Below are 21,471 nucleotides of genomic sequence, written 5' to 3'. Positions count from 1 at the left end.
CACGGTACGCACCATGCGGGTCAACATCGGCATCGCCCTGGCCACCGTCACGATCCTGCTGGCCGGTGTCCTGCTCGGTGGAGTGACCATGTCGATTGGCATGCTCGTCCACGAGGCCTCCGTCCTGATCGTCATCGCGATCGCGATGCTCCTGCTGCGCCCCACCCTGAAGAAAGACAAGGACAAGGCAGACGTCAGTACTGCTGACGCCGCGAAGGAGACGCTGAGCGCCTAACGACACAATCGCCACAGCCAGCCCCGCCGGTTTTCCTCCAGGTCTTCCCGGTGGGGCTTTCCCCTGTGCACCAGATCCCCGATCTCATGTAGCTGCACTGTGACGGTGCTGTTGCAAAGTTGGGGGGGAGAGCAGCGACCGAGATGCCCTGCGTGATGGCGGTGGTGACGTCGCTGGCCCCGAGGAGTTCCATGTCCTCCTGGGCTCTCACCGCGTCGGCTACACGTTTACCGATGACACCGTACCCGTTTACTGCAACCTTGATTTTATTCGGCATGCTGATTGTCCTTCCCGGAAATCCTGGTTTGGCCCGATGGTTGTATGGTCGTGTTTCTCATCTGGGGTGGTCGGGGAATGTCCTTGTTCAGAGCTCGTTGAGCATCTGCTCCATCTCGGCGATCTCGGCCTCCTGGTCTTCAATGACCTGCTCAGCCAGAGCGATGGCCTGCGGGTTCTGGCCATCAGTGACCTCATCGCGGGCCATATCGACCGCGCCCTCATGGTGGGCGGTCATCTGCTCAAGGTAGAGCCGGGCAGCCTCGGTGCCCTGGGCGTCCTCGAGGGCTGTCATGTCCTCCTCGCTCATCATTCCACTCATCCCGCCATGGTCCATCTCACCCATATCACCGGTGACCGGATCTTCTTCCCAGGTCTCGAGCATGGTATTCATCCGGTCGATCTCCGGGCCCTGGGCATCGATAACACCCTGGGCGAACTCGATGACCTCGGCCGGGATATCGTCCTTGGCCAGGAGGATTTCACTCATCTCCACGGCCTGTTGGTGATGCGGGATCATCATCTGCGCGAACATGATGTCCGCGTCATTGTGCTCGGCGGAGACCTCTCCGGCCGCCCCCGTCTCTGTCTCAGGATCCGTGGTGGCCCCGGTCGTTTCGGTGGTGTCGGGGGCGGACGTAGTGGCGATGGTCGTGGTGTCGGTGTTTTCTCCCTCAGTGTTATCTGCGCAGGCGGACAAAACCAGGGTGGAGGTCAAGGCGAGAGCGGCGATGGTGATGGTGCGCTTCATGGGGGTTCCCTTTCGGAGGTTGTGTATGGGGGAGTCGATGAAGGATTGAAAGTCAGCGGACGGGGGCTACAGAACTCACAGCAGCCTTCTCCTCCTTCCCGTCGGTCGGAGCCAGGTGAGCCGGGTCCAGGTCGATCCGGCGTAGCAGCTGAGCGTTGAGGGCGACGATGATCGTGGACAGGGACATCAAGATAGCGGCGGCCGCCGGGGGAAGCAGCACACCGATGGGGGCGAGCACACCGGCGGCCAGCGGAACGGCCACGATGTTGTACCCGGTCGCCCAGACCAGGTTCTGGACCATCTTGCGGTAGCTGGCATGGGAGAGCTCGATCATCGACAGCACGGCCCGGGGATCATCACTGGCCAGGACCACCCCGGCGGACTCCATCGCCACATCTGTACCCGCGCCAATCGCAATACCGACCTCGGCCCGGGCCAGGGCCGGGGCGTCATTGACACCGTCGCCGACCATGGCCACGCTCAGACCGCGCTCCTGCAGCTGGGTGACCTTGGTGTCCTTGTCCTGCGGCAGAACCTCGGCGAAGACCTCATCGATCCCCAGATCCTTGCCCACTGCCTGGGCGACCTGGGTGGCGTCACCGGTGATCATCGCCACCTTCACCCCGCGGGCCTGCAGGGCGCGCACCGCCGCGCGGGATTCGGGGCGGATCTTGTCCTCGACGGCCACCGCACCGATGATCTCACCGTCGCGGACGACATGGAGCACTCCGGCACCTCGCTGTGCCCAGGAACCGGTGATGTCGGCGAGCTCACCCGGGGTGGTCAGATTGAACTCGCGTAGCATGTTCGGCCCGCCCACGAGGATTTCGGCACCGTCGACGGTGGCCCGGATCCCGCGGCCGGAGGCGGCGGTGAAACCGGTTGCGCGCAGTGGGCGGCGTGAGGCCTCCGGGTGTGCGGCCGCGGCAGTCACGATCGCGCGGGCCACGGGGTGCTCACTATCGGCCTCAGCGGCGGCGGCCAGGGCCAGCAGCTCACCCTCGGCGATACCCGTGGCCGGAGCCACGCCGGTGACGGCGTGTGCGCCTTCGGTCAGGGTGCCGGTCTTATCGAACAAGACGACGTCGATGGTGCGCATGTGCTCGAGTGCCATGCGGTCCTTGATGAGCACCCCGGATTTCGCGGCGCGCTCGGAGGAGATCGCGATGACCAGCGGGATGGCCAGGCCCAGGGCGTGCGGGCAGGCGATGATCAGCACGGTCACGGCGCGGACTACCGCATCGTCGGGGCTGCCGATGATGGTCCAGACCACCGCGGTGATCAGGGCTGCGATCAGGGCGAACCAGAACAGGAAGGCTGCGGCTCGATCGGCCAGGGCCTGGGCCCGGGAGGAGGAGGCCTGGGCGTCGGCGACCATGCGCTGGATGCCTGCCAGGGCGGTGTCCCCACCGGTGGCCTCCACCCGGATACGGACGGTGTTGTCGGTGGCCACGGTGCCGGCCACCACGGTCTCACCGGTATCCCGGTAGACGGGTCGGGATTCGCCGGTGATCATGGCCTCATCGAATTCGGCCGCTCCGTCGATGATGGTCCCGTCGGCCGGGACGCGGGCACCGGCTCGGACCAGCACGACATCGTCGACGGCCAGCTCTGAGATCGCTACGGTGCGGGTGGTCCCGTCGACGACCTTCTCGGCCTCATCGGGCAGGAGCGCTGCCAGCGCGTCAAGCGCGGAGGAGGCTGCACCAAGAGCGCGCATCTCCAGCCAGTGGCCCAGCAGCATGATGGTCACCAGCAGGGCCAGTTCCCACCAGAAATCTAGGTGGAACCCGCCCAGCCCCAGGGTGGTGACCCAGGAGGCGATAAACGCCACGGTGATCGCCATGGCGATCAGGAGCATCATGCCCGGTTGGCGGGATTTCAGCTCGGTCATTGCGCCCTTGAGGAAGGGGGTGCCGCCGTAGAGGAAGATGATCGTGCCCAGGACCGGAGGAATCCAGTAGGCTCCCGGAATCTCCGGAATATTATATCCCAGCAGGTCGGCGAACATCGGGCTGAAGAACACCACCGGAACCGACAGGATCAGCGACCACCAGAAGCGGTCCCGGAACATCGCGGCGCTGTGGCCGGCGTGTTCACCGTGACTGTGGACCTGGTGTTCTTCATCGACAGTGGAATGCGGATGATCGTGTGGCATGGCCTGGCCGTGGGTGGCGGCATCCGCATGGTGCTCGTGACCGGCATGATTCGGGTGGTGGGTGTGGTCTGTTTCCGGAGCGGGGTGATCACCGTGGTGGTGGGGAGTGCTCATGAGGTTCCTTTCGCTCAACCCGGTCGGGGTCGAGATGATGGGCGAATCGATCAGGACAAGACGGTGTAGCCGGTCTCCTCAATCGCCCGGTGGACGGTTTCCAGGGGCACGGAACCCGTGACCGTGACGACGGAGACCCCACCGGCGATGAGGTCGACCTGGACGTCGTCGACCTGGGGCAGAGCGCTCACCGCCTCGGTGACGTTGCCGGCGCAGTGTCCGCAGGTCATGCCTGTGACCTGGTAGGTGGTGGGACCTTCAGGTGTTGCGTCGGTTGCCGCGGCCACGGCCGGGGCGGAGACGGTCGCGGACGGCGTAGAGGGCGCGCAGCATCCACAACCGTCGGAGGCCAGCGGCAGCAAGGGGGAAGTCGGGGTGGTCATCGGATCGCTCCTGTGGGATCGGGGGATCAGGCGGGGTTTCCCCTCCCATCGTATACCCCTATGGGGTATTGTCAAGGGGTTGATACGGATCGCTGCCGAGGTCATCAGAATTATTGTCCCCGGGAGTGGGGTCACTGAGCATCAGGGACACGTTTTCCTGGTGCAGGGGAAGACGGATGGTGAAGACCGATCCGGCACCGGGGCCAGGAGAGGTGGCGGTGAGAGTGCCGCCGTGGGCCTCGATCAATGCCTTGGAGATGGTCAGACCGATACCGGCCCCGCCGTTGTCCCGGCTGCGGGCGGCATCCCCCCGGTAGAAGCGTTCGAAGATGTGTCCGAGCTGGCCAGGTGGGATGCCCTCGCCGTCATCGGCGACGTGGATGAGCGCGGTGGACGCCCCCTGTCGGTGGACGCTGATCCGGACCTGCCCGCCGGCCGGGGTGTGCCGTAGCGCGTTCGACAGGAGATTGCTCATCACCTGGCCGAAGCGTTGCCGGTCCACGAGCACCCGGGCGGTGTCCGTAATGGTCTCGACCTGTAAATCGACGCCTTTGTCAGCATAAGCTTCCCCCGCGGCAGCAGCGGCGGTATGGAGCAGATCCCCGAGCCCTTCCTCCGCCAGGTCCAAATCGATCCGGTGTTCCTGGGCCCGGGAGACATCGTCGATGTCTTCCATCAACCGGGTCAGGCGGGTGAGTTGGTCAGCCATGATCGTGTGGGTGGCATTATTCCAGTCCACGACCCCGTCCTGGAGACCATCGAGGTAGACCGTGAGCACCGATAAGGGGGTGCCCATTTCGTGGGCCAGATCAGAGAGCATCTGGCGGCGGACCTGTTCGGTGTGTTCCAGCCGGTCGGCCATGGTGTTGAAGGCATGCGCCAGGGTGGCGACCTCGGGGCCTGCTTCTCCGGCGGGCACGCGGATACGGTAGTTGCCGGCCGTCAGGCTGGTAGCGGCGCGGGTGAGATCCTGCAGGGGGGTGCGCAGGCGACGCGATAACCACAGGCTGGCCAGCAGGGCGCTGATCAAGGCGGTGGGCAGGGCGACGGCCAGGGTGATCAGGTTGGCGTCCCGGTAGGCCTGCTCGGCATGGAACAGCTCCCGCGAGGGGTCCTCCCGGCCGGTCATCAACATATGATCATGGAACAGGGTCGGGCCCACCATCGTGGCCACGGCCGCGGCCACCAGCAGGCTAATCACCACGACCAACACCTGGGCGGCCAGGAAGCGGAAGGTCAGGCCGGGTCCGTGATTCATGGCTGCCCCACCCGGTAGCCCACGCCACGCACGGTGTCGATAAACCCCCGGCCCCGGGTGTCGGTGCCGAGCTTGCGACGCAAGTTGCCGATGTGGACATCGACGATGCGTTCATCACCGACCCAGGTGGTGTCCCAGACCTCGGTGACCAGGTCGTGGCGGGTCAGCACCTGGCCGGGGCGCAGGGCCAGGGCAACCAGCAGCTCGAACTCCGTGCGGGTGAGCTCCACGGTCGTCTCCCCCACCCGCACCTGATGGGCGACGGGGTCAAGGATGAGGTCACCAACGATCAAGGGGGTGGTCACCTGCGGTGGGGTGGTGCTGGTGCGCGGGCGGCGCAGCACCGCATGCACCCGGGTCACCAGTTCCCGGATGCTAAAAGGTTTGGTGATGTAGTCATCCGCCCCCAGGGTCAAACCGCTGATCTTGTCGTCCTCGCTGCCACGCGCGGTGAGCATGAGGATGTAGCAGTCCGAGAAGGTGCGGATCCGTCGGCACACCTCCAGGCCGTCGAGTTCGGGCAGCCCCAGATCCAGCACCACAACATCGGGGGAAAAGCGACGGGCCTCGTCCACGGCCTGGGTGCCGGTGTGCGCCTGGCGGGTATCGAAGCCGGCCCGGATGAGGTAGGAGGCCACCATCTGAGCCAGGGGTTGTTCATCATCGACGACCAGCACCCGCCCCGGGGGCGTGGCGGTGGTCGGTGTGCGGTCAGCCATAGACCCCAGTATCGCTCCGGCCAGGGGGGAATACCACCCTCGCTCAGTGCCCGGCGGGGAAATCTTCATCAAATCTTCAAACATCACCCTTCGACCGCCGTCACCCCTGTGCCCCACCCCGGGCCGACGGCATCGCCTCCCCTGGTCGGTTCAGCAGGCGCCACCAGGGATTTCACTGCCTGCACCGCATACCCGGGGCGGGTAGAAGGACATCGCCCACGGCTGTGGGGTGGTGTCCCGGTGGTGACCCAGCCCACCGAATTCACCCCCTTTTCGCCCTGTTATAAGGCTGTGAGCAGGGTTTTTGATTTCTAGTCCGTCAGGCACCCGTGCTAGATAAAGATATGGCATCGACCTTGAGGCGGTGTCTTCTCACGGTCTTACCACGATCCAAGGAGATTGACGTGAAACGAGCAGCGATCGCAGCCGCCGCCCTTGCCCTCGCCCTCACGGGGTGTTCGGCCGCCGACCCGGAACCCACCGCCGACGGGACGGTGTCCCAGGATACATTCCTGACTACCCATGGCCTGGCCGCCATGGACGCGGTGGAGATCATTGATCACCTCGACCGGCAGAAGGTCACTGAGCGTCCCACGGATCTGATCGCCTCAGTGCGTGCCGATGAACTGCTGCTCTCGAGCGATGACCAGGAAGTCGTGGTCGATCTTCCCGACAATCAGACGTATGTCTCGATCGCACCCTATCTCACCTCCACCCACGACTGCTTCTACCACAGCCTCACGACCTGCCTGGGGGAACTCGACAATGAGGATATCCAGGTCACGATCACCGATGAGGCGACCGGTGAGGTGCTGGTGGACGAGGCGACAACCACCTTCGACAACGGGTTTATTGGCTTCTGGCTTCCCGATGATGCCACCGGCCTGATTGAGGTCAGCTACCAGGGGCGTACCGGCACCACGGAGTTTTCCACCACCGACGACGGTGCCACCTGTGTCACAGACCTGCGCCTGACGTGATGGCTCAGCAGGGTCCTCACCTGCGCCTGTCTCCCGTGTCACTGAAATCTTGCACCAAGGACGGTTAAATCATGACGAACGCGTTTTCCCGACGACAGTTTCTGCTCGGCGGGCTCGTCCTCGCCGGCACCGGGGCCGTGGCCGCCTGCACCAGCGACCCTGGACCCGCTGCCTCGGCACCAGGTCCCTCCCTTCGCCCCACTCCCACCCCCACTGCGCTCGGTGATCCGACGGTGCGCCGGACACTGACCGCCCGGCCCCTCTCCCTGGATATCGGCGGCATCGAAGCCAAGACGTGGGGATACGTCTCTGACACCGGGGATGCGGCCATTGAGGCCACCGCCGGCGACGTCCTCCAGGTCGATATCACCAATGAACTGCCTGAGAGCACCTCCATCCACTGGCATGGCATCGCACTCCACAACGCAGCCGACGGTGTGCCCGGCATGACCCAGGACCCCATTGAACCTGGCGAGTCTTTCTCCTATGTTTTTGAAGTCCCCCACGGTGGCACCTACTTCTACCATTCCCACACCGGCCTGCAGCTTGATCGCGGCCTCCACGCCCCACTGATCATCCGTGACCCGCAAGACGCTGAGGACCAGGACGTCGAGTGGACCATCGTGCTCGACGACTGGGTCGATGGCATTCATGGCACTCCCGACGATGAGCTCGACAAGCTCACCGGAATGGGCTCGGACGACCATAACGGGAGGATGGGAATGGGAGGTCACGGCCAGATGATGCACGGCACCCCGGACCGGGTACTGGGCGGAGATGTCGGTGATGTGATGTATCCGCACTACCTCATCAACGGACGTATCCCCCGTGCTCACCGGACCTTCGAAGCCCGCCCGGGCGACAAGGCCCGCCTGCGGTTTATAAACTCCGGCGGTGACACCATCTTCAAGGTGGCCCTCGGTGGCCACCGCATGACCGTCACCCACACCGACGGCTTCCCTGTCCAGCCCTGGGAGACCGAATCGATCTACCTGTCGATGGGCGAGCGTGTCGACGTCGAGGTCATCCTCGGCGACGGCATCTTCCCGCTCACGGCTTTGGCGGTGGGTAAGGACGACCGCGCCTTCGCCGTCATCCGCACCGCCGGCGGCCAGGCCCCCCGCCCCGATGTCGACTTCCCCGAGTTGTCGTCCACCGGACTGCTTCTGTCCTCCCTGAAGCCAGCAGACCGTGCACTCCTGCCCGAGGGCACACCAGACCGAGAAGTCAGCATCGACCTGGGCGGGCAGATGATGCCGTATGAATGGAGCATTCTCACCGACGGCCAATCCTCCTCCGCGACCGTGCAGGAGGGCCAGCGCCTGCGGATGGTCATGCGCAACAGGACCATGATGCCCCATCCCATGCACATCCACGGCCACACGTGGGCGCTGCCCGGCAGCGGCGGGCTACGCAAGGACACCGTCCTTCTCCGCCACGGTGAAACCATGATCGCCGACCTGATCGCTGACAACCCCGGTGAGTGGGCGTTTCACTGCCATAACGCCTATCACCAGGAAACCGGGATGATGAGTTCCCTGCGGTACGCCTAACCCCACAGCATGGTCGGTCGCTGGGGTGAGCTGGGTCGCTGCAGACTTTCCACCGGGCAGCACGATGACCTTCCTCGGTGTTGTGGTCTTCCGGGACAACCAGAACACCGTCTTCTTCCCCACCGCCCCGGAATAAGGAGATCTAATCCATGCCGAGCACACCCCGCAGGGCCGCCATCGCGGTTGCCGCGGTGCTCACCGCCGTGGGTGCTGTTGCAAAGTTGGGGCAGTAGAAAGGGTGCTGTTGCAAAGTTGGGGCAGTAGAAAGACCGGCGTGAAATAATCAGAGCCATGGGCATCTTCTCCGGTCGGCATTTCCCCCGTGACATCATCCTGTGGGCAGTGCGCAGGTCACTGCCGCTACGGGGTGAGCTACCGCGATCTGGAGGAAATGATGACTTCAGCGGGGCGTGCCGGTCGATCACACCACGATTCTCACCGCTGGGGCCAGAAATACGCCCCTGAGCTGGACAAGCAAACACGGTGGTACCGGCAGGTACCTGACTGGCAGGCCAGTTCCTGGCGGGTGGATGAGACCTATATCCGGGTCGGCGGCAGGTGGTGCTACCTCTGATCTGGCGATCACCGCCGGTGGCCAGACCCTGGACTTTTACCTCTCTCCGAAGCGGAACGTGGCCGCAGCGAAGCGTTTCCTGGCCAAGGCCCTCAGATCCAATGCGTCAGCCGGGTATCCCAGAGTGATCAACACCGATAAAGCACCCTCCCTAGCCAGGGCAATCGCCGAGTTGAAGTCAGAGGGAATCTGCCCGCCAACAGTGGAACACCGGCAGGTGAAATACCTCAACAACATCCTGGAAGGCGACCATGGTCGGCTGAAGCGGATCCTCGGGCCAAAAGGCGCGTTTAAGAACCGGACATCTGCATATCGTTAGGGCCGATATCAGGTCGTTTAGGGCCGATATCAGGTCCTAGTTCTGGTTCTGTGGCGGCAGAGCCGCGACGAGCTGGGCGTCGAAGTCCTGCGGACCCAGGCTGGCGGCACCGCCTGGCGAACCGAGGTCGTCGAAAAAGGCGGCGTTAGCGCCGGTGTAGTCCCACCATTCGTGGGGAACATCGTCTTCGTAGAAGATGGCTTCAACTGGGCAGACGGGCTCGCAGGCACCGCAGTCGACGCACTCATCGGGGTGGATGTAGAGCATCCGTTTGCCCTCGTAGATGCAGTCCACGGGACATTCCTCGACGCAGGCTCGATCCAGGACATCAACGCAGGGCTGGGCGATTGTGTAGGTCATCGGATCTCCAATACTACGGATAAAGACGTGGAAAATAGGTTCACTGTCATCCTATTAGCTCCCCGACCCTTCACCAAGGGGCACATATTTTCGATTATCCCCGCCGCCAGTAACGGTAAGGATAGTGGAACCGGTCAGTTGGTCACCGTCGCATGCTGGTACAAACATCAGGGGCAGGAGGCTGGTGATCGAACGGTGCCGGTCCATGGTCTCGCCGCGGAAGACGGACCCTCGGCGGGCTCAAACACCCCAGGGGAAGTCCCTATCTTTCTTATTGCGTCAGTTTGGCAATGGTGATCAAAACAGCGGAGTCCTCGATTGCTTCGAGGCTGTGCCGAGATCGCGGCACGATCAACAGATCACCGCTGCGACCTATCCAGGTCTCATCGCCCGTCCTGAGTTGGACACGCCCTTGTAGGACATAAATCGTGGATTCATCGTGATTGTCGCGCTCTCCGAGCTCGGCACCCTGACGTATCCCGACGACGGTCTGCCGCAGAATTTTTTCGTGCCCGCCGAAGACGGTATCGGCGGCACGAGCACTAGGGGCGGCGACGGCCTCTTTAAGTTGCTTGCGGGCGAGGGCCTCGATCGATATTTTGTGCATATAAACAACCTTTCGGAGCCGGTCTGGGAAGCATCGAATGGTGAGGAGACGATGTTTTTGTTCATGCGCCTTCCCTGATGGCCCGAGAAGTTAGCGCAGTACGTAAAGAAGTGGACTCTGACGTGTCAGTGGTAGGGATCCTCCGTGGGCGGGCCGATGCGCAGGATAGCGGTCAGCGCTTGGTTTCGGTCACTGACATCGAGATGGGCGACGATTATTCATGAGGAATGCAAGTTTATTGCAGCATCACGCGACGAGTCAACTACATCCGACCCATTGCGCAAGCTCTTCGATTGCGGTTGATCGTGATGGTCAAAACCAGCAGCCGGTCAGGGATCGCTCTTTGCCACACGTCAGGGACTTAAGCTCGCCAGTAATTGTTGGCGGCGGCGACGGTAGCGAACTCGATGGCGACGACATGGCCGGCCATGGTCAAAGAATCCGCGTTCGTGGCATAACCCGGTCGTAACGTCTCTCGGACTTCGGCATCTGGTTGGATTGCTCCGCTGGTCTTCCGCGCCAGCATGATAGCCAATTCGCGACCCTGTTCAGGAGTCTGGGTGATCAAGGTGTTATCCGGCACAAGCGCCATGGTTGCCTCCACATGGACCTGACCCCTCGGCGAGCTTATTCACACCACCGCCACCGCGGCCCAGGAAACCTTCGCGACCAAAGGGGTGCGCCTGCAGGTCGTTCCTGCCACCTCGCCTGTTTCCGTACCTCTAGGATATAAATTCTTCTGTCCTAGATTAGAAAAAGCGTCCTCTCTGGATTAAGATAGAGCTATCACGACTGGTCGTCATTCTCGATAAGGGAAGGCGGCCAGTTCTCTTTATACTGGCAAGATGGCTAGCACGTATAATAAACCTTTTCTCGATATAGACAGTCAGATCGATCGCTTGCGTGAGCGAGGCATGATATTTGCGGACAAGAAGCGGGCCTATCGGGAGTTGCAGGCAATTGGATACTACCGCTTATCTGGCTACTGGTATCCGTTTCGAAAATGGCCAGAAGAAGTAGGGGAAGCACGGCCTTCAGATTTTGTTGAAGGCACAACTCTCGATGAAGTACTCAAAATCTACCGTTTTGATGAGCGGCTACGTGTGGAAGTGCTTCATGCTATTTCTCAAATAGAAGTGGCTATACGATTTCGAATTGGACATCTTCTCGGACGACGAGGGCCATTCGCCCATAATGATGGCGCTCAATTGGATCCTGATTGGATTCAGAAGAAGCTGCGAGAATCAAATAATCCTAATTGCTCGGCGGGTTGTGAGTGGTGCGAGAGTGACCACGAACAGTGGATGCGGAAGCAAGCTCGGAACGAGTCTATTTCGAGTGAAGCTTTTATCGCGCATTTTAATTCCCACTACGGGAAGCCATTGCCGGTGTGGACCGCTACGGAAACCATGACTTTCGGTCACCTTAACCGCCTGTTTAATGCTATGACGCAGCGGGATCGCCAACAGATCGCAGTTGATTTCGACGTCTATCAGGAAGACGGGAACGGTGATGCCCATGCTTTTTCAAGTTGGTTAGAACATTTACGTCAGACCCGCAACTACTGTGCCCATCATGCTCGGCTGTGGAATCGAAACCATACCGCTCCTATTTCGGCCCCGGATGCGGTTGAAGAGATGAGACATCTCCAAGGAGCGGAAGAGATTGATGTTGGAGCTCGCTCCGTTTCACGTGCAGCCAGCCGCTTTTACGGAACTCTCGTGCTTATTACATATCTGCTTGCACGTATTGATTATTCGAATGGAACACGTAACAGAATCCTCACGCTCGTTACGGATTTTGCGGAGGAACGACCCGACAGGCTAGAGTCCATGGGTTTTCCAAATAGGTGGGAGAATCAAAATGTTTGGAAAAGTGATTATGCAAGAGATGAGGAACTGGCTCGTCAAGCAGATATGTTGCGAGATGTCGATCTGCTGTACACATCAGATGCTGCTAATGCGCTTCACATTAAAGAAAGTGGTAATAAGCGTCGAGGGTTGTTGAATTACTATCGTAAAAACGGTGCTGCATTATCCGTTCCGGGAACTCAAGCTCATCGCTACCCGTCATTCCAGTTTGATATGCAAAGCGGGGACCTCTTCCCAACTGTGATCATTGTTAACCGACGCTTGTTGAATGGGGGACAGGCCTCAGAGGAAGATCGGTGGAGCACGTTGAACTGGTGGACTACCCCGAAAGGACTCCTACTTGGAGACCTTAGCCCACGAAAGGCGCTTGAGAAGGGAGTCCTTACTCAGGAAGTCATCGACAATCTGCTCGACCAGAGAGACGACGGATAGATTTACAGCGAGTCACTATGCCCACCGCTTTAAATAAAGAACATTTATAATAGTTACTCTGGGGCATGCCCCAAATGATCATTTAATACACCATGCATTAGAAGTGGGATGGATAGGTACAGGTACACTTAATATCGCACTTTTATTAAATCCTCGTCCCCCTTGTCCGAGTTTAGGCCCAGCTACTTCAGTCAGTGGCGACGTGGCCACGAACACAGTGTCGATCGTTATTCGTTCACTGATCGTCCCATTGTCCAGGTTCTCGATCGTTATGACGACTTCCACGATAATAACCAGTTCCACGAGATGAATGATCGCGTCGCGCAGATCAACGCTATGCACACCCTCGTTCTGACAGTCGCCCGCGAAGAGGCACGCCGTGGTGGACTTGCCGACTACTCTATGGATGATCTCGAAGGGCTGACTGTCAAACAGATCCAAGAAGCGGTCAACAAGTCCCTGCAAGATCGTCACAAAGAATAACTGTGCAATACAGTATTCCCTGCTCCGGGCAGCGTTACTTATCGGCGCTGACCGCGCTGCTATACAGCTGGAGCAAAAACTCCACGATCTCATTCTCGTCGCATCCAGTCTCTAGCCCGTAGGCACGCTCGACAGTGGCATCGAGCTTCTGGTACGACTTAGCTATAGCTCCCGGGATGTTGTCTTTTCTTCGTAAAACAGCCTGCTATTAGGCGGTGATACTGCTTCTGAATACAACGCTGCATCGTGTAATCAGGCAACGTTACGCTGACAGAAAGGAAAATGTGATGAACCCACAGTCCGTTGAGACAGTTACGAACGCAGTCAAAAACATTGACGAAATTCATTTCGCAACGATTCCGGACGGATGGCCAGATCAGATTGGAATAGCCTTGGTAGACGCGGTTTATTCCATTCAGGCCGATTACCTGGCAAAGGATCCGACCAAGGGCGTCCTGAACAGGGTGCGAGCTTTCCGTAGTGCGTACCCAGAGGCAGCCAATGACCTTGAACAGCTCAGTTCGCTGGGTGAGCAGGCGATTCGAGAAGTCATGGGTAACGGCAAGAGTGCTGGCCGTTACAAGAGTGTGTGCGTTGTCGAAGCTGTCGAGAACTTTCTCTCGCTGGATCCACCAGTCAAGAACGCAAGCCACCTTCAGGCATCCAACCCGGATCACAAAAGTGCCTACATCACCGTGAAGGGGCTGGGATGGGTGACCTACGAGTACCTCACGATGCTCCTGGGGCAACCTGGCATCAAAGCCGACACCATGATCTGCCGCTTCGTCGACACCGCTCTAGCCGAAGCAGGACTAGCTCCTGTGGACGCCCACACTGCCCGGCGACTCGTGGAAGCCGTACAGGTGGCGGCCTATCCACACATTGAGCTTCACCATTTTGATCATGCCATCTGGCTTCACCAGAGAGCTATATCTAGCCGTGGTGATAGTCAACAAGAAACGCGCTGACCAGCCAATGGTCAAGCAGCCTCCGGAGGAAACACCACGAGTGATCCGTCGCTGCTTCGTTCGATCTCGATTGCGATGTCAGCTTGGGGAACGTTGGTGTTGATGTTGTTGCCCAAGGCGCGGAGACGATAGACGACATTGAGCAGCTCGTCGACATCACCTTGAGTGAACATGAAGTTTCGAACTCCCCGGGCCCGCTTCAGCTCAAGAGTCGACAGGTGAAGTAGGACTGAATTGATGCCTGCCTCCAGCTCATTGATGCGACGGGCATTCTTGTTCAACGCTGCAGTGAAGCTCTGGAATAGGTTACCGGTTTCCTCCGCTTGAGTATGCTCCACTGCTTGAAGCACGATGAGCCGACGTTTGAGCGCGATGGTAAGTCGGGCGAGCTCCAGGTGTGTGCGGAACTCGCCGCCTTCCTCATTGATACTGGGGAACGCCTCTGTCAGAGCCTTAATTTCGACTGGGCCTTCTGGCAAGGCATCCAGCGACTTTTGCCATGTCTTCAGCCGCTCCTCGCTGCGCGAGCTTGCTGCGCTGATCGCATGTGACGCCGAATCCAGTCCGAGCGATAAACCGATTCTTCCCTGGTCAAGAAGAATCGCGGTCGCCATATCGATCGCATCACGGCAACCGTCTAATTCGCTGCGCTCATTTTTGAGGTTGTCTTCATGCAACTGTTCCAGGAGATCAGTGATCCGCTCGACCGATTCCTGGCGTTGACGCTCCGCATGAGCGCTCACACCGACTGCTACGGCCATGAGCACAAGCGGCGCAGCTACTGTCATCGCCCCGGCACCTGCCGCGGCGACCCCAGCGGTAGCGGCCGAGCCTGAGGCGGCACCAGCGACGGCAGCTTTGCCACTAACAGGCACAAACGTGGCTTTGGCCACGATGCCGGTGGAATCGCGCAGCGCGCTGTAGACACCCCCAGCCACAGCCTGAGATTTCATGGGCGTGACGAGTCCTGTACCGACCTGGGCGGCGACCTTCGCCGGCACCACCATCCGGTAGAGCACCTCACCGGAAGGGGCTTCGTTCAGCATCGAAGGCACTGACGTCTTTGTTTGCGCCACTAGGTTGGACAGCTGCTGAGCCAGTGGACTGGCTGCCTGAAGCGGAATCCCGCCGCTGCGTTCCTGCCGAGTGGAAATCGGATGCGCCTCCAACGTGGCGATGGGGGAATCAGCCAGGGTTGCCAGGACAGCTCTCAATTCTGAGAGTCGAGCCGGGGTCATGCCCTCCTCACTGAGGATGTTTGGCAGGTTCACGGCCTCCGTAGCGAGCGCCCATACCGGGACGAGTGCTTTGTTCTCAGTGGTCACGTCTGGTCCTTTCCCCATATTGATGTCCATAATAGACGGCGGTAACGCTAACAACACTAATCCCGGGGTTCTTTTCTCTGTCCAGCCACCTGTGTCTGTGTTCCAGGTTCGTATCCTGCCCTGTAGCCGGCTCCTGTGACCGCCAGCCACGGAGACCGTGTGTAGGGCATTTTCTGACTACCTGGTGGCCCGTATTTCAGACACTTTCTGCTACACAATCTTGTCTATCAGGGCATACCCTATTGAGACACTTTTGATCCCACTATTTCTACTTGTGACTTGCAGCTTCGTTTGGCGGTTTTCCGCAGCTTCGAATGGCGGTTCAGTCGACGCCGATGGTAACACCTGGATAGGCCACCCGGGCGCTCGGGATGGGCTTATTAGAGGCCGAAGGCGCCGCCGCTGACGAGGATGAAGATGCCCAGGCCGATCAGGACGATCGGGAACAGCACGTGCTCCCAGCGCTCAAGGACTTCTGCGATGGGCGGGCGGGTGGCCACGAACTTTGCCAGCAGGACCAGGCCTGCCACCAGGACGAGGAAAACGATGCAGTAGATGATGACGGCGGCAGTGTCCACGTTGAGGAAGACCGGGACGTAGACGCCGATATTGTCGCCACCGTTGGCAAACGTCACACCGGCGACGGTCAACACACCCACCTTTTTCCCGGCGATCTCCGCATTATCATCGTCGTCATCATCGCTTCGCCAGGCCTGCCAGGCCGCCCATAGTCCCAGGGCCAGGGGAATTAGTCCGAAGTACGGGATCGCCTCAGCAGGTAGGAATCCTCCTGCCCCCAGCGTGACCAGGACTGCGGCCGCGAGGATGCCCATGAAGCCGAGGTACTGACCAGCCAGAATCCGAAGCGTGGTCCCTTTTTGCCCCGCCCCGCGGGCAAAAAACAGCGAGAGCACGATGATGTCGTCGATATTGGTGGCGATAAACAGACCAATCGCCGACAGTAGACCGGTTACCACTACGCACTCTCCTGTCCAGTGACACACCCAGGTACGGCGCATCCGGCGTCGATGCATTCGGCGTTGTCATCGACGGCCAGGGTGATATCCAGCAACGCGTTCAACGCCTGCGCCAGATGAGCATCAACGATCTCGTAGCGGGTCTGTCGCCCCTGCGGTTCGGCGACAACAATTCCGCAGTCCCTCAGGCAGGCGAGATGGTTCGACACGTTCGAGCGCGTCAGTTCCAGATCCTGGGCGAGAGCGGCCGGGTAGGCCGGCCCCTCCAGCAGCGCCAGGAGAATGCGGGAACGAGTCGGATCCGCCATGGCCCGACCCAACCGGTTCATCACGTCTAGACGAGAAGCAATAGTCAGCATGTGCTGAACTATACACCTGTTGCTGAACTAACTTCGACATGGGGTGGCGTCGTTGCCAGAGGTCGTCTGCACTTTCAGGCTGAGGCCTTCACTGCGCAGGAAGGAAGCGGCTGCCTAGTTGGCGGTGTTCCCGACGTGATTTAAAGGTGAGGGCTATTGCCGGCAGCTTCCGGCCCAGACCAGCGGCGACCCACGTACCGATCAAGGTGTCCCACTTCCAAGGAAGTGGAACACCCTTGGTAGCACTAAGCCGAAAACACGTTGTCCCAGGACGACCCTGTTCCAGAAGTTATCCCACAACCCCATCCCATATTATCTGCTGCTGAATATACTTCTGGTACGATTCCTGTCATGGACATCGGCTACGCCCGGGTATCAACAATGAAACAAGACCTGGACCGACAAATCGGCGCCTTACGCCGTGAAGGCATCGAGGATAGATATATCTATATCGATAAGAAATCCGGCTCCACCACCAATCGGCCCGGGCTTAAGAAGGCACTCGAGCAAGCCCGCGAGGGTGACGTCATCGTCGTCCAGGTGCTGTTGCAAAGTTGGGGCAGTAGGAAGAGCGACGTGAAATAATCACAGCCATGGGGTATCTTCTCCGGTCGTCATTTCCCTCGCGAGGTCATCCTGTGGGCGGTGCGGTGGTACTGCCGCTACGGGGTCAGCAACCGGGACCTCGAGGAAATGATGACCGAGCGTGGCGTGCCAGTCGATCACACCACGATCTACCGCTGGGTCCAGAAATACGCCCCTGAGCTGGACAAGCAAACACGGTGGTACCGGCAGGTACCTGACTGGCAGGCCAGTTCCTGGCGGGTGGATGAGACCTATATCCGGGTCGGCGGCAGGTGGTGCTACCTCTGATCTGGCGATCACCGCCGGTGGCCAGACCCTGGACTTTTACCTCTCTCCGAAGCGGAACGTGGCCGCAGCGAAGCGTTTCCTGGCCAAGACGCTGCGATCGAATACGACAGCCGGGTCCCCGCGGGTCATCAACACCGACAAGGCACCAGCTCTGGCCAAGGAAATCGCCGAGTTGAAGTCAGAGGGAATCTGCCCGCCAACAGTGGAACACCGGCAGGTGAAATACCTCAATAACGTCATTGAAGGAGATCATGGGCGGCTGAAACGGATCCTCGGGCCGAAAGGGGCGTTCAAAAACCGGACATCTGCATATCGGACGTTGAAAGGGATGGAGGCGATGCACTCATTGCGGAAAGGGCAAGGCACGATGTTTGACCTCACGGGCAACCGAACCCGGACGCGGTGATCGTCAACCGGGTCTTCGAGACGGCCTAACAACGCCCACACGCAGCGGCCATCAGGGAATGAGAAACTGAGTCTTCGCTGCTCTCCCCCCAACTTTGCAACAGCACCTTAGAGAATCCGATTACCTCAAGATTGTCCTTATCCTGGACTAATACCCTGTTGAGCTGCTTTATTTTTCGGTAGATTCCCTCCGTGGTCGATAATCCGTCGAGATTAAGCTCATTTAAGGCGATGGCTTCGCCGTGAGTGATTGTGTAAGGATCTTCTCTAAACTCGAACCCGTCTTCCCTGCAAGCAGTGCGGATGTCAGAAATTATCCGGGCAAAATCGCCTTCATCCGAAAAACTATCGTAGCCAGCCATCCTGATGAATTGAGACAAAGACCGCAACCCTCTAGATGCTTGTCCCTGCTCGCCCCAGTCGACGTTTTGGGATAAGCAGGTAAATATCTTCAGCGAATCGTAGAGCCCAGGGTTGTTTTTAATCGCTGACGGATTGTACTCAGGGTGAAAGAATCCATGGCGAGACCAGCTCATATAAGCGTCGATTGCGGTTACATAGGGAGAAAGGGACAGGACAGCTCCTCGAATATTAAGGCTTACCAAGTCTAATAGTCTCGCCTCTAGATATTGCATCCCTTAAAGAATGCGCTTTTCCACAGAGGCTTAGTCTGTTGATTTTAGTGGATGTGTGAAGTGTCCTTGCTTTAGCAGATCGGTGGCCAACTGGTCGTATTCAACTGTGGAATCTGGAATATCGCATATTTCGTATTTCTCGTCTCTGGTTAAAATGGCATTCGACAAGTGAGAGGCTTTCTTAACCACTCGATGCAAAAGGGTCTCATCACCTTCATTGATCGTTGAGAACCTTCGATACGGGAGCACCGTGGTAGGAGCAGTCAAAGCATCCAGCGTGCGAAGCGTTGGCTTAAACGCAGTGCCGGAGTAGTCGTATGGGACAACTACAAGATCGGCAATACGGTCAAGACTCCGGAGCGATTCTTCATGGTGGGAGTTAGTGTCAACAACGACAATGCCGTTATTACCCAGCGATTCCTTGAGGGACTGAATGCTCTCACGAAGTTTGGCACCGTCTTTGGCGGCATCATAATTCTGCTCATACGGATCACTCGGAAATTCACGCACTTCAAACGGCAGGGCAAGCCCGTGCTTTTCTTTCATAATGTCGACGTAGCGGGCAGAGTCTCCATCACAAGTTACATCTGCAAGGACTACCCGTTCACTGGATTCGGCATAAGCCCTGGCAAGCATCACAGATATTGTGGTTCGTGCCATCCCGCCTTTTAAGTTTGCCACCAAGAGGATCATATTCTGCCTTCCGTTGTATTCCAGACCATTTCCCAAAATGATACTTATAGTCTGTCGACTCTACGAGTGCGCCACCCAATCATTAGTGGGTGAATGAAGATAAATATTTACTAAAGGCAGTAGGACTCAGGGTTCGAACCGCCCGTACAGATATGGGGTTGTCACAAGAATCCCTTGCTCACCTCTGTGGCCTTCACCGCACCTATGTCAGCTCTATTGAGCGTGGGGAACGGAACCTTTCGATACTCAATCTGCTCACGCTCGCCACCGTTCTTAAAATCGATGCCGCTGTACTCATTACAGGACTCAGGAGAAACCCGGGAGTAGTTTAAATACAGGGATATAGCCATATGGCTATACCTTTAGCTACGGTCTGCTGGTCCGTAATTCGGGGAGTCTGGAATTGGTGGCTATCCACTGTGCCGCAGAGGGATCAAGCCAGGTTGCCAACGGGTCTGATGCATGAACTGAGGCCCGTGGGGCGCCTAGACCGCGGCCTAGATGACACGGATGCTATACGTACCATGGGGCAATGAGTACAGACCTCGCGGAACACGAGTGGCGTAGTATCGCCGACTACGTCGAAGGGCAGTTGAACAAGGCAGTTGCGGACGCCGAGGAACTGACCGAGGTGACGATCGTCCAACGTGTGAACACGTACCGCGTGATGGGATCGGACTACGAAGTGTTCGACGTTCACACGAACCAGGATGAGAGATGGTGGGTCATCACAAACCCGACTAACCTCTACATGCAAGGACGCTTCCCTAGCTACGATGAGACCTTCTCGTTCCATATCGGCATCATGATGCGCATGATGGACAGAGACCGGGTAGAGACAGACGATGATCGGCGTGATCGGGTTGGCGCCGCATGGCGCCGGTACGAAGATGCAGTCGCCGCTCTCAACACCGCACGCGAGGCTGAGGACTTCCAGAGCATTGGCATCAAGTGTCGAGATGCACTCATTGCGTTTGGGCGAGAGCATCAAGATGAGACATGGATCGTCGAGACCAACAACGAGCGTCCGAAGGCCGCTGACTTTAGGCAGTGGGCGGACCTCTACTCAAAGAGCCTCGCCACAGGGCGTAAGCGACGCTACCTGCGGGAAGTAGCGTACAAAACTTGGGACATGGCAGTCGAGCTCCAACACGACAGTAGTGCAACGGTATGGGATGCGGAGATAATTCTGGACGCCACGAGCAATGTCTTTGACGCGTTCTCAATGGCGATGATCAAGTTGTCTCGACGCGCCCCAGAACGCTGCCCCAAATGCGCTTCATATCGCTTCGGGTAGACAGGGTACGTGGATCAACGCAATGGCATCGAAGGATACCTGACGTTTGACGCATGCAGCGCGTGTGGGCACAAGGATAAAGAGTCGTTCGACCCGTGGGACGAGTAAGCCTCACTCCCATGACAGATCCCGTCTCATCGGTGCTGTTGCAAAGTTGAGCTGGCGGTGCCCGGTCGCCGATCGAGAAGGCGGTCCACCCCCCCCGTAGCCCTGGTCTCTCAGGCGTCTGCGAAGGCTTTCGCCACGATCACCACATCCGGGTTCGCACACCCGAAGGCGAACATCCTGCCCTGGCCTTTGCGCAGCGCGTGCATCGCCTCCATTCCTTGTAGCGTCCGGTAGGAAGACACCGGGGTCTTGAACCCGCCACCCTTGGGACCCAGGATCCGTTTGAGCCGGCCGTGATCCCCCTCGATCACGTTGTTGAGGTACTTCACCTGCCGATGCTCCACTGTCGTCGACAGCTTATGCTCGTCGATCAGCGCTGCGATCGCCGCTGCGTAGGTGGGTGCTTTGTCGGTGCAGATCACCCTAGGCCCACCGGGGCACTCACCGTTTCGGCTGCGGTGACCAGCACAACGCAGTGCTTTACCCAGGAACCGTGTCGCTGCTGCCGTGTTGCGCTTAGTGGACATGTAGAAATCCAAGGTTCGACCGTCTGCGGTGACTGCCCGGTAGAGGTAGCACCATCTCCCACCGACCCGTATGTAGGTCTCATCAACCCGCCAGGAATCGGAGAACTGAAGTGCCCCGGGTTTTGTTCCTAGGCATTTGCCTTGATTTCCATTATTGCCTGTGGCAAGTTCTGCTTCCAAAATTCGGTTTCCACCTCGGCTGGGGTTCGGTATCCCAGGCTTTGGTGGAGC

Annotated in this window: 20 protein-coding genes and 5 pseudogenes; 11 read left to right on the top strand and 14 right to left on the bottom strand. The window is 59.0% G+C overall.

Going from position 1 to position 21,471, the window contains the following annotated elements; all coding sequences use genetic code 11:
- Window positions 1-235, top strand: a pseudogene (locus tag F4V60_RS00485) (heavy metal translocating P-type ATPase); the annotation flags it as partial.
- 364 nt (window positions 236-599) lie between these two features.
- Here F4V60_RS00485 and F4V60_RS00475 read toward each other — a convergent pair.
- From F4V60_RS00475 to F4V60_RS00455, 5 genes are read right to left on the bottom strand one after another with little or no spacing between them, the layout of a single operon-like run.
- On the bottom strand, window positions 600-1,262 hold the full coding sequence (locus F4V60_RS00475; RefSeq protein WP_006840777.1) for a DUF305 domain-containing protein: 663 nt from the start codon (window positions 1,260-1,262) through the stop codon (window positions 600-602).
- 52 nt (window positions 1,263-1,314) lie between these two features.
- Entirely contained in the window at window positions 1,315-3,534 is a 2,220-nt protein-coding gene (locus F4V60_RS00470) for a copper-translocating P-type ATPase (protein ID WP_075728845.1), read from the bottom strand.
- A 50-nt stretch (window positions 3,535-3,584) separates the two neighbouring features.
- On the bottom strand, window positions 3,585-3,917 hold the full coding sequence (locus tag F4V60_RS00465) for a heavy-metal-associated domain-containing protein (protein WP_075728844.1): 333 nt from the start codon (window positions 3,915-3,917) through the stop codon (window positions 3,585-3,587).
- Between the two features lie 58 nt (window positions 3,918-3,975).
- Entirely contained in the window at window positions 3,976-5,175 is a 1,200-nt protein-coding gene (locus tag F4V60_RS00460; RefSeq protein ID WP_075728843.1) for a sensor histidine kinase, read from the bottom strand.
- Window positions 5,172-5,894 carry a response regulator transcription factor gene (locus F4V60_RS00455; protein ID WP_003859491.1) on the bottom strand — a complete coding sequence of 241 codons (723 nt, stop codon included), beginning with the start codon at window positions 5,892-5,894 and terminating at the stop codon, window positions 5,172-5,174. The genes F4V60_RS00460 and F4V60_RS00455 overlap by 4 nt, the downstream gene beginning before the upstream one ends.
- 404 nt (window positions 5,895-6,298) lie before the next feature.
- Between F4V60_RS00455 and F4V60_RS00450 the strand changes: the two genes are divergently transcribed.
- From F4V60_RS00450 to F4V60_RS00435, 3 genes and pseudogenes are all read left to right on the top strand, one after another.
- Window positions 6,299-6,874 carry a CueP family metal-binding protein gene (locus F4V60_RS00450; RefSeq protein ID WP_075728841.1) on the top strand — a complete coding sequence of 192 codons (576 nt, stop codon included), beginning with the start codon at window positions 6,299-6,301 and terminating at the stop codon, window positions 6,872-6,874.
- Between the two features lie 71 nt (window positions 6,875-6,945).
- Complete coding sequence (locus F4V60_RS00445) at window positions 6,946-8,427, top strand: multicopper oxidase family protein (protein WP_075728840.1); 1,482 nt, start codon at window positions 6,946-6,948, stop codon at window positions 8,425-8,427.
- A 291-nt stretch (window positions 8,428-8,718) separates the two neighbouring features.
- Window positions 8,719-9,320, top strand: a pseudogene (locus F4V60_RS00435) (IS6 family transposase).
- A 36-nt stretch (window positions 9,321-9,356) separates the two neighbouring features.
- Here F4V60_RS00435 and fdxA read toward each other — a convergent pair.
- The 3 genes from fdxA to F4V60_RS00420 form a co-directional block, all read right to left on the bottom strand.
- Entirely contained in the window at window positions 9,357-9,680 is a 324-nt protein-coding gene (fdxA, locus tag F4V60_RS00430) for a ferredoxin (protein WP_015650335.1), read from the bottom strand.
- A gap of 271 nt (window positions 9,681-9,951) precedes the next feature.
- Window positions 9,952-10,287 carry a cupin domain-containing protein gene (locus tag F4V60_RS00425; protein WP_003859505.1) on the bottom strand — a complete coding sequence of 112 codons (336 nt, stop codon included), beginning with the start codon at window positions 10,285-10,287 and terminating at the stop codon, window positions 9,952-9,954.
- A gap of 361 nt (window positions 10,288-10,648) precedes the next feature.
- Window positions 10,649-10,879 (bottom strand): hexameric tyrosine-coordinated heme protein, encoded by a 231-nt coding sequence (locus F4V60_RS00420; protein ID WP_075728839.1) that lies wholly within the window; start codon window positions 10,877-10,879, stop codon window positions 10,649-10,651.
- A gap of 253 nt (window positions 10,880-11,132) precedes the next feature.
- Here F4V60_RS00420 and F4V60_RS00415 point away from each other — a divergent pair, with 253 nt between their 5' ends.
- The 3 genes from F4V60_RS00415 to F4V60_RS00405 all read left to right on the top strand — a co-directional run bounded on the left by F4V60_RS00415 (window position 11,133) and on the right by F4V60_RS00405 (window position 14,041).
- The gene (locus F4V60_RS00415; RefSeq protein WP_075728838.1) at window positions 11,133-12,590 is read left to right on the top strand and encodes an Abi family protein; all 1,458 of its coding nucleotides are present in this window, start codon (window positions 11,133-11,135) and stop codon (window positions 12,588-12,590) included.
- Window positions 12,591-12,752: 162 nt separating this feature from the next.
- Window positions 12,753-13,073 (top strand): hypothetical protein, encoded by a 321-nt coding sequence (locus F4V60_RS00410; protein ID WP_141256083.1) that lies wholly within the window; start codon window positions 12,753-12,755, stop codon window positions 13,071-13,073.
- A 287-nt stretch (window positions 13,074-13,360) separates the two neighbouring features.
- Entirely contained in the window at window positions 13,361-14,041 is a 681-nt protein-coding gene (locus tag F4V60_RS00405; RefSeq protein WP_075728837.1) for a hypothetical protein, read from the top strand.
- Between the two features lie 11 nt (window positions 14,042-14,052).
- Here F4V60_RS00405 and F4V60_RS00400 read toward each other — a convergent pair whose 3' ends face one another.
- The 3 genes from F4V60_RS00400 to cmtR all read right to left on the bottom strand — a co-directional run bounded on the left by F4V60_RS00400 (window position 14,053) and on the right by cmtR (window position 16,702).
- The gene (locus tag F4V60_RS00400; RefSeq protein ID WP_084559090.1) at window positions 14,053-15,366 is read right to left on the bottom strand and encodes a hypothetical protein; all 1,314 of its coding nucleotides are present in this window, start codon (window positions 15,364-15,366) and stop codon (window positions 14,053-14,055) included.
- Between the two features lie 380 nt (window positions 15,367-15,746).
- Window positions 15,747-16,385, bottom strand: a complete 639-nt coding sequence (locus tag F4V60_RS00395) for a cadmium resistance transporter (protein ID WP_198154417.1) — start codon at window positions 16,383-16,385, stop codon at window positions 15,747-15,749.
- Window positions 16,343-16,702, bottom strand: a complete 360-nt coding sequence (gene cmtR / locus F4V60_RS00390; RefSeq protein ID WP_011013963.1) for a Cd(II)/Pb(II)-sensing metalloregulatory transcriptional regulator CmtR — start codon at window positions 16,700-16,702, stop codon at window positions 16,343-16,345. The genes F4V60_RS00395 and cmtR overlap by 43 nt, the downstream gene beginning before the upstream one ends.
- Before the next feature lie 351 nt (window positions 16,703-17,053).
- Between cmtR and F4V60_RS00385 the strand changes: the two are divergent.
- Window positions 17,054-17,248, top strand: a pseudogene (locus tag F4V60_RS00385) (recombinase family protein); the annotation flags it as partial.
- Window positions 17,249-17,302: 54 nt separating this feature from the next.
- Window positions 17,303-18,010, top strand: a pseudogene (locus F4V60_RS00380) (IS6 family transposase).
- Here F4V60_RS00380 and F4V60_RS00375 read toward each other — a convergent pair.
- Window positions 18,007-18,615, bottom strand: a complete 609-nt coding sequence (locus tag F4V60_RS00375; protein ID WP_075728833.1) for a hypothetical protein — start codon at window positions 18,613-18,615, stop codon at window positions 18,007-18,009. The pseudogene F4V60_RS00380 and the gene F4V60_RS00375 sit on opposite strands and share 4 nt — an antisense overlap.
- A 30-nt stretch (window positions 18,616-18,645) precedes the next feature.
- Complete coding sequence (locus F4V60_RS00370) at window positions 18,646-19,296, bottom strand: division plane positioning ATPase MipZ (protein ID WP_170216869.1); 651 nt, start codon at window positions 19,294-19,296, stop codon at window positions 18,646-18,648.
- A gap of 164 nt (window positions 19,297-19,460) precedes the next feature.
- On the opposite strand from F4V60_RS00370, the gene F4V60_RS00365 reads away from it, so the two are divergent.
- Window positions 19,461-19,640, top strand: a complete 180-nt coding sequence (locus F4V60_RS00365) for a helix-turn-helix domain-containing protein (protein WP_232315993.1) — start codon at window positions 19,461-19,463, stop codon at window positions 19,638-19,640.
- 200 nt (window positions 19,641-19,840) lie between these two features.
- Window positions 19,841-20,605, top strand: a complete 765-nt coding sequence (locus F4V60_RS00360) for a hypothetical protein (RefSeq protein ID WP_075728830.1) — start codon at window positions 19,841-19,843, stop codon at window positions 20,603-20,605.
- Between the two features lie 218 nt (window positions 20,606-20,823).
- On the opposite strand, the pseudogene F4V60_RS00355 reads toward F4V60_RS00360, so the two are convergent.
- Window positions 20,824-21,336, bottom strand: a pseudogene (locus F4V60_RS00355) (IS6 family transposase); the annotation flags it as partial.
- Window positions 21,337-21,471 lie beyond the last annotated feature (135 nt).

It is taken from the genome of Corynebacterium flavescens, assembly GCF_008693105.1.
Classification (GTDB): Bacteria; Actinomycetota; Actinomycetes; order Mycobacteriales; family Mycobacteriaceae; genus Corynebacterium; species Corynebacterium flavescens.
This window is presented reverse-complemented; position numbering and strand designations above follow the sequence as displayed.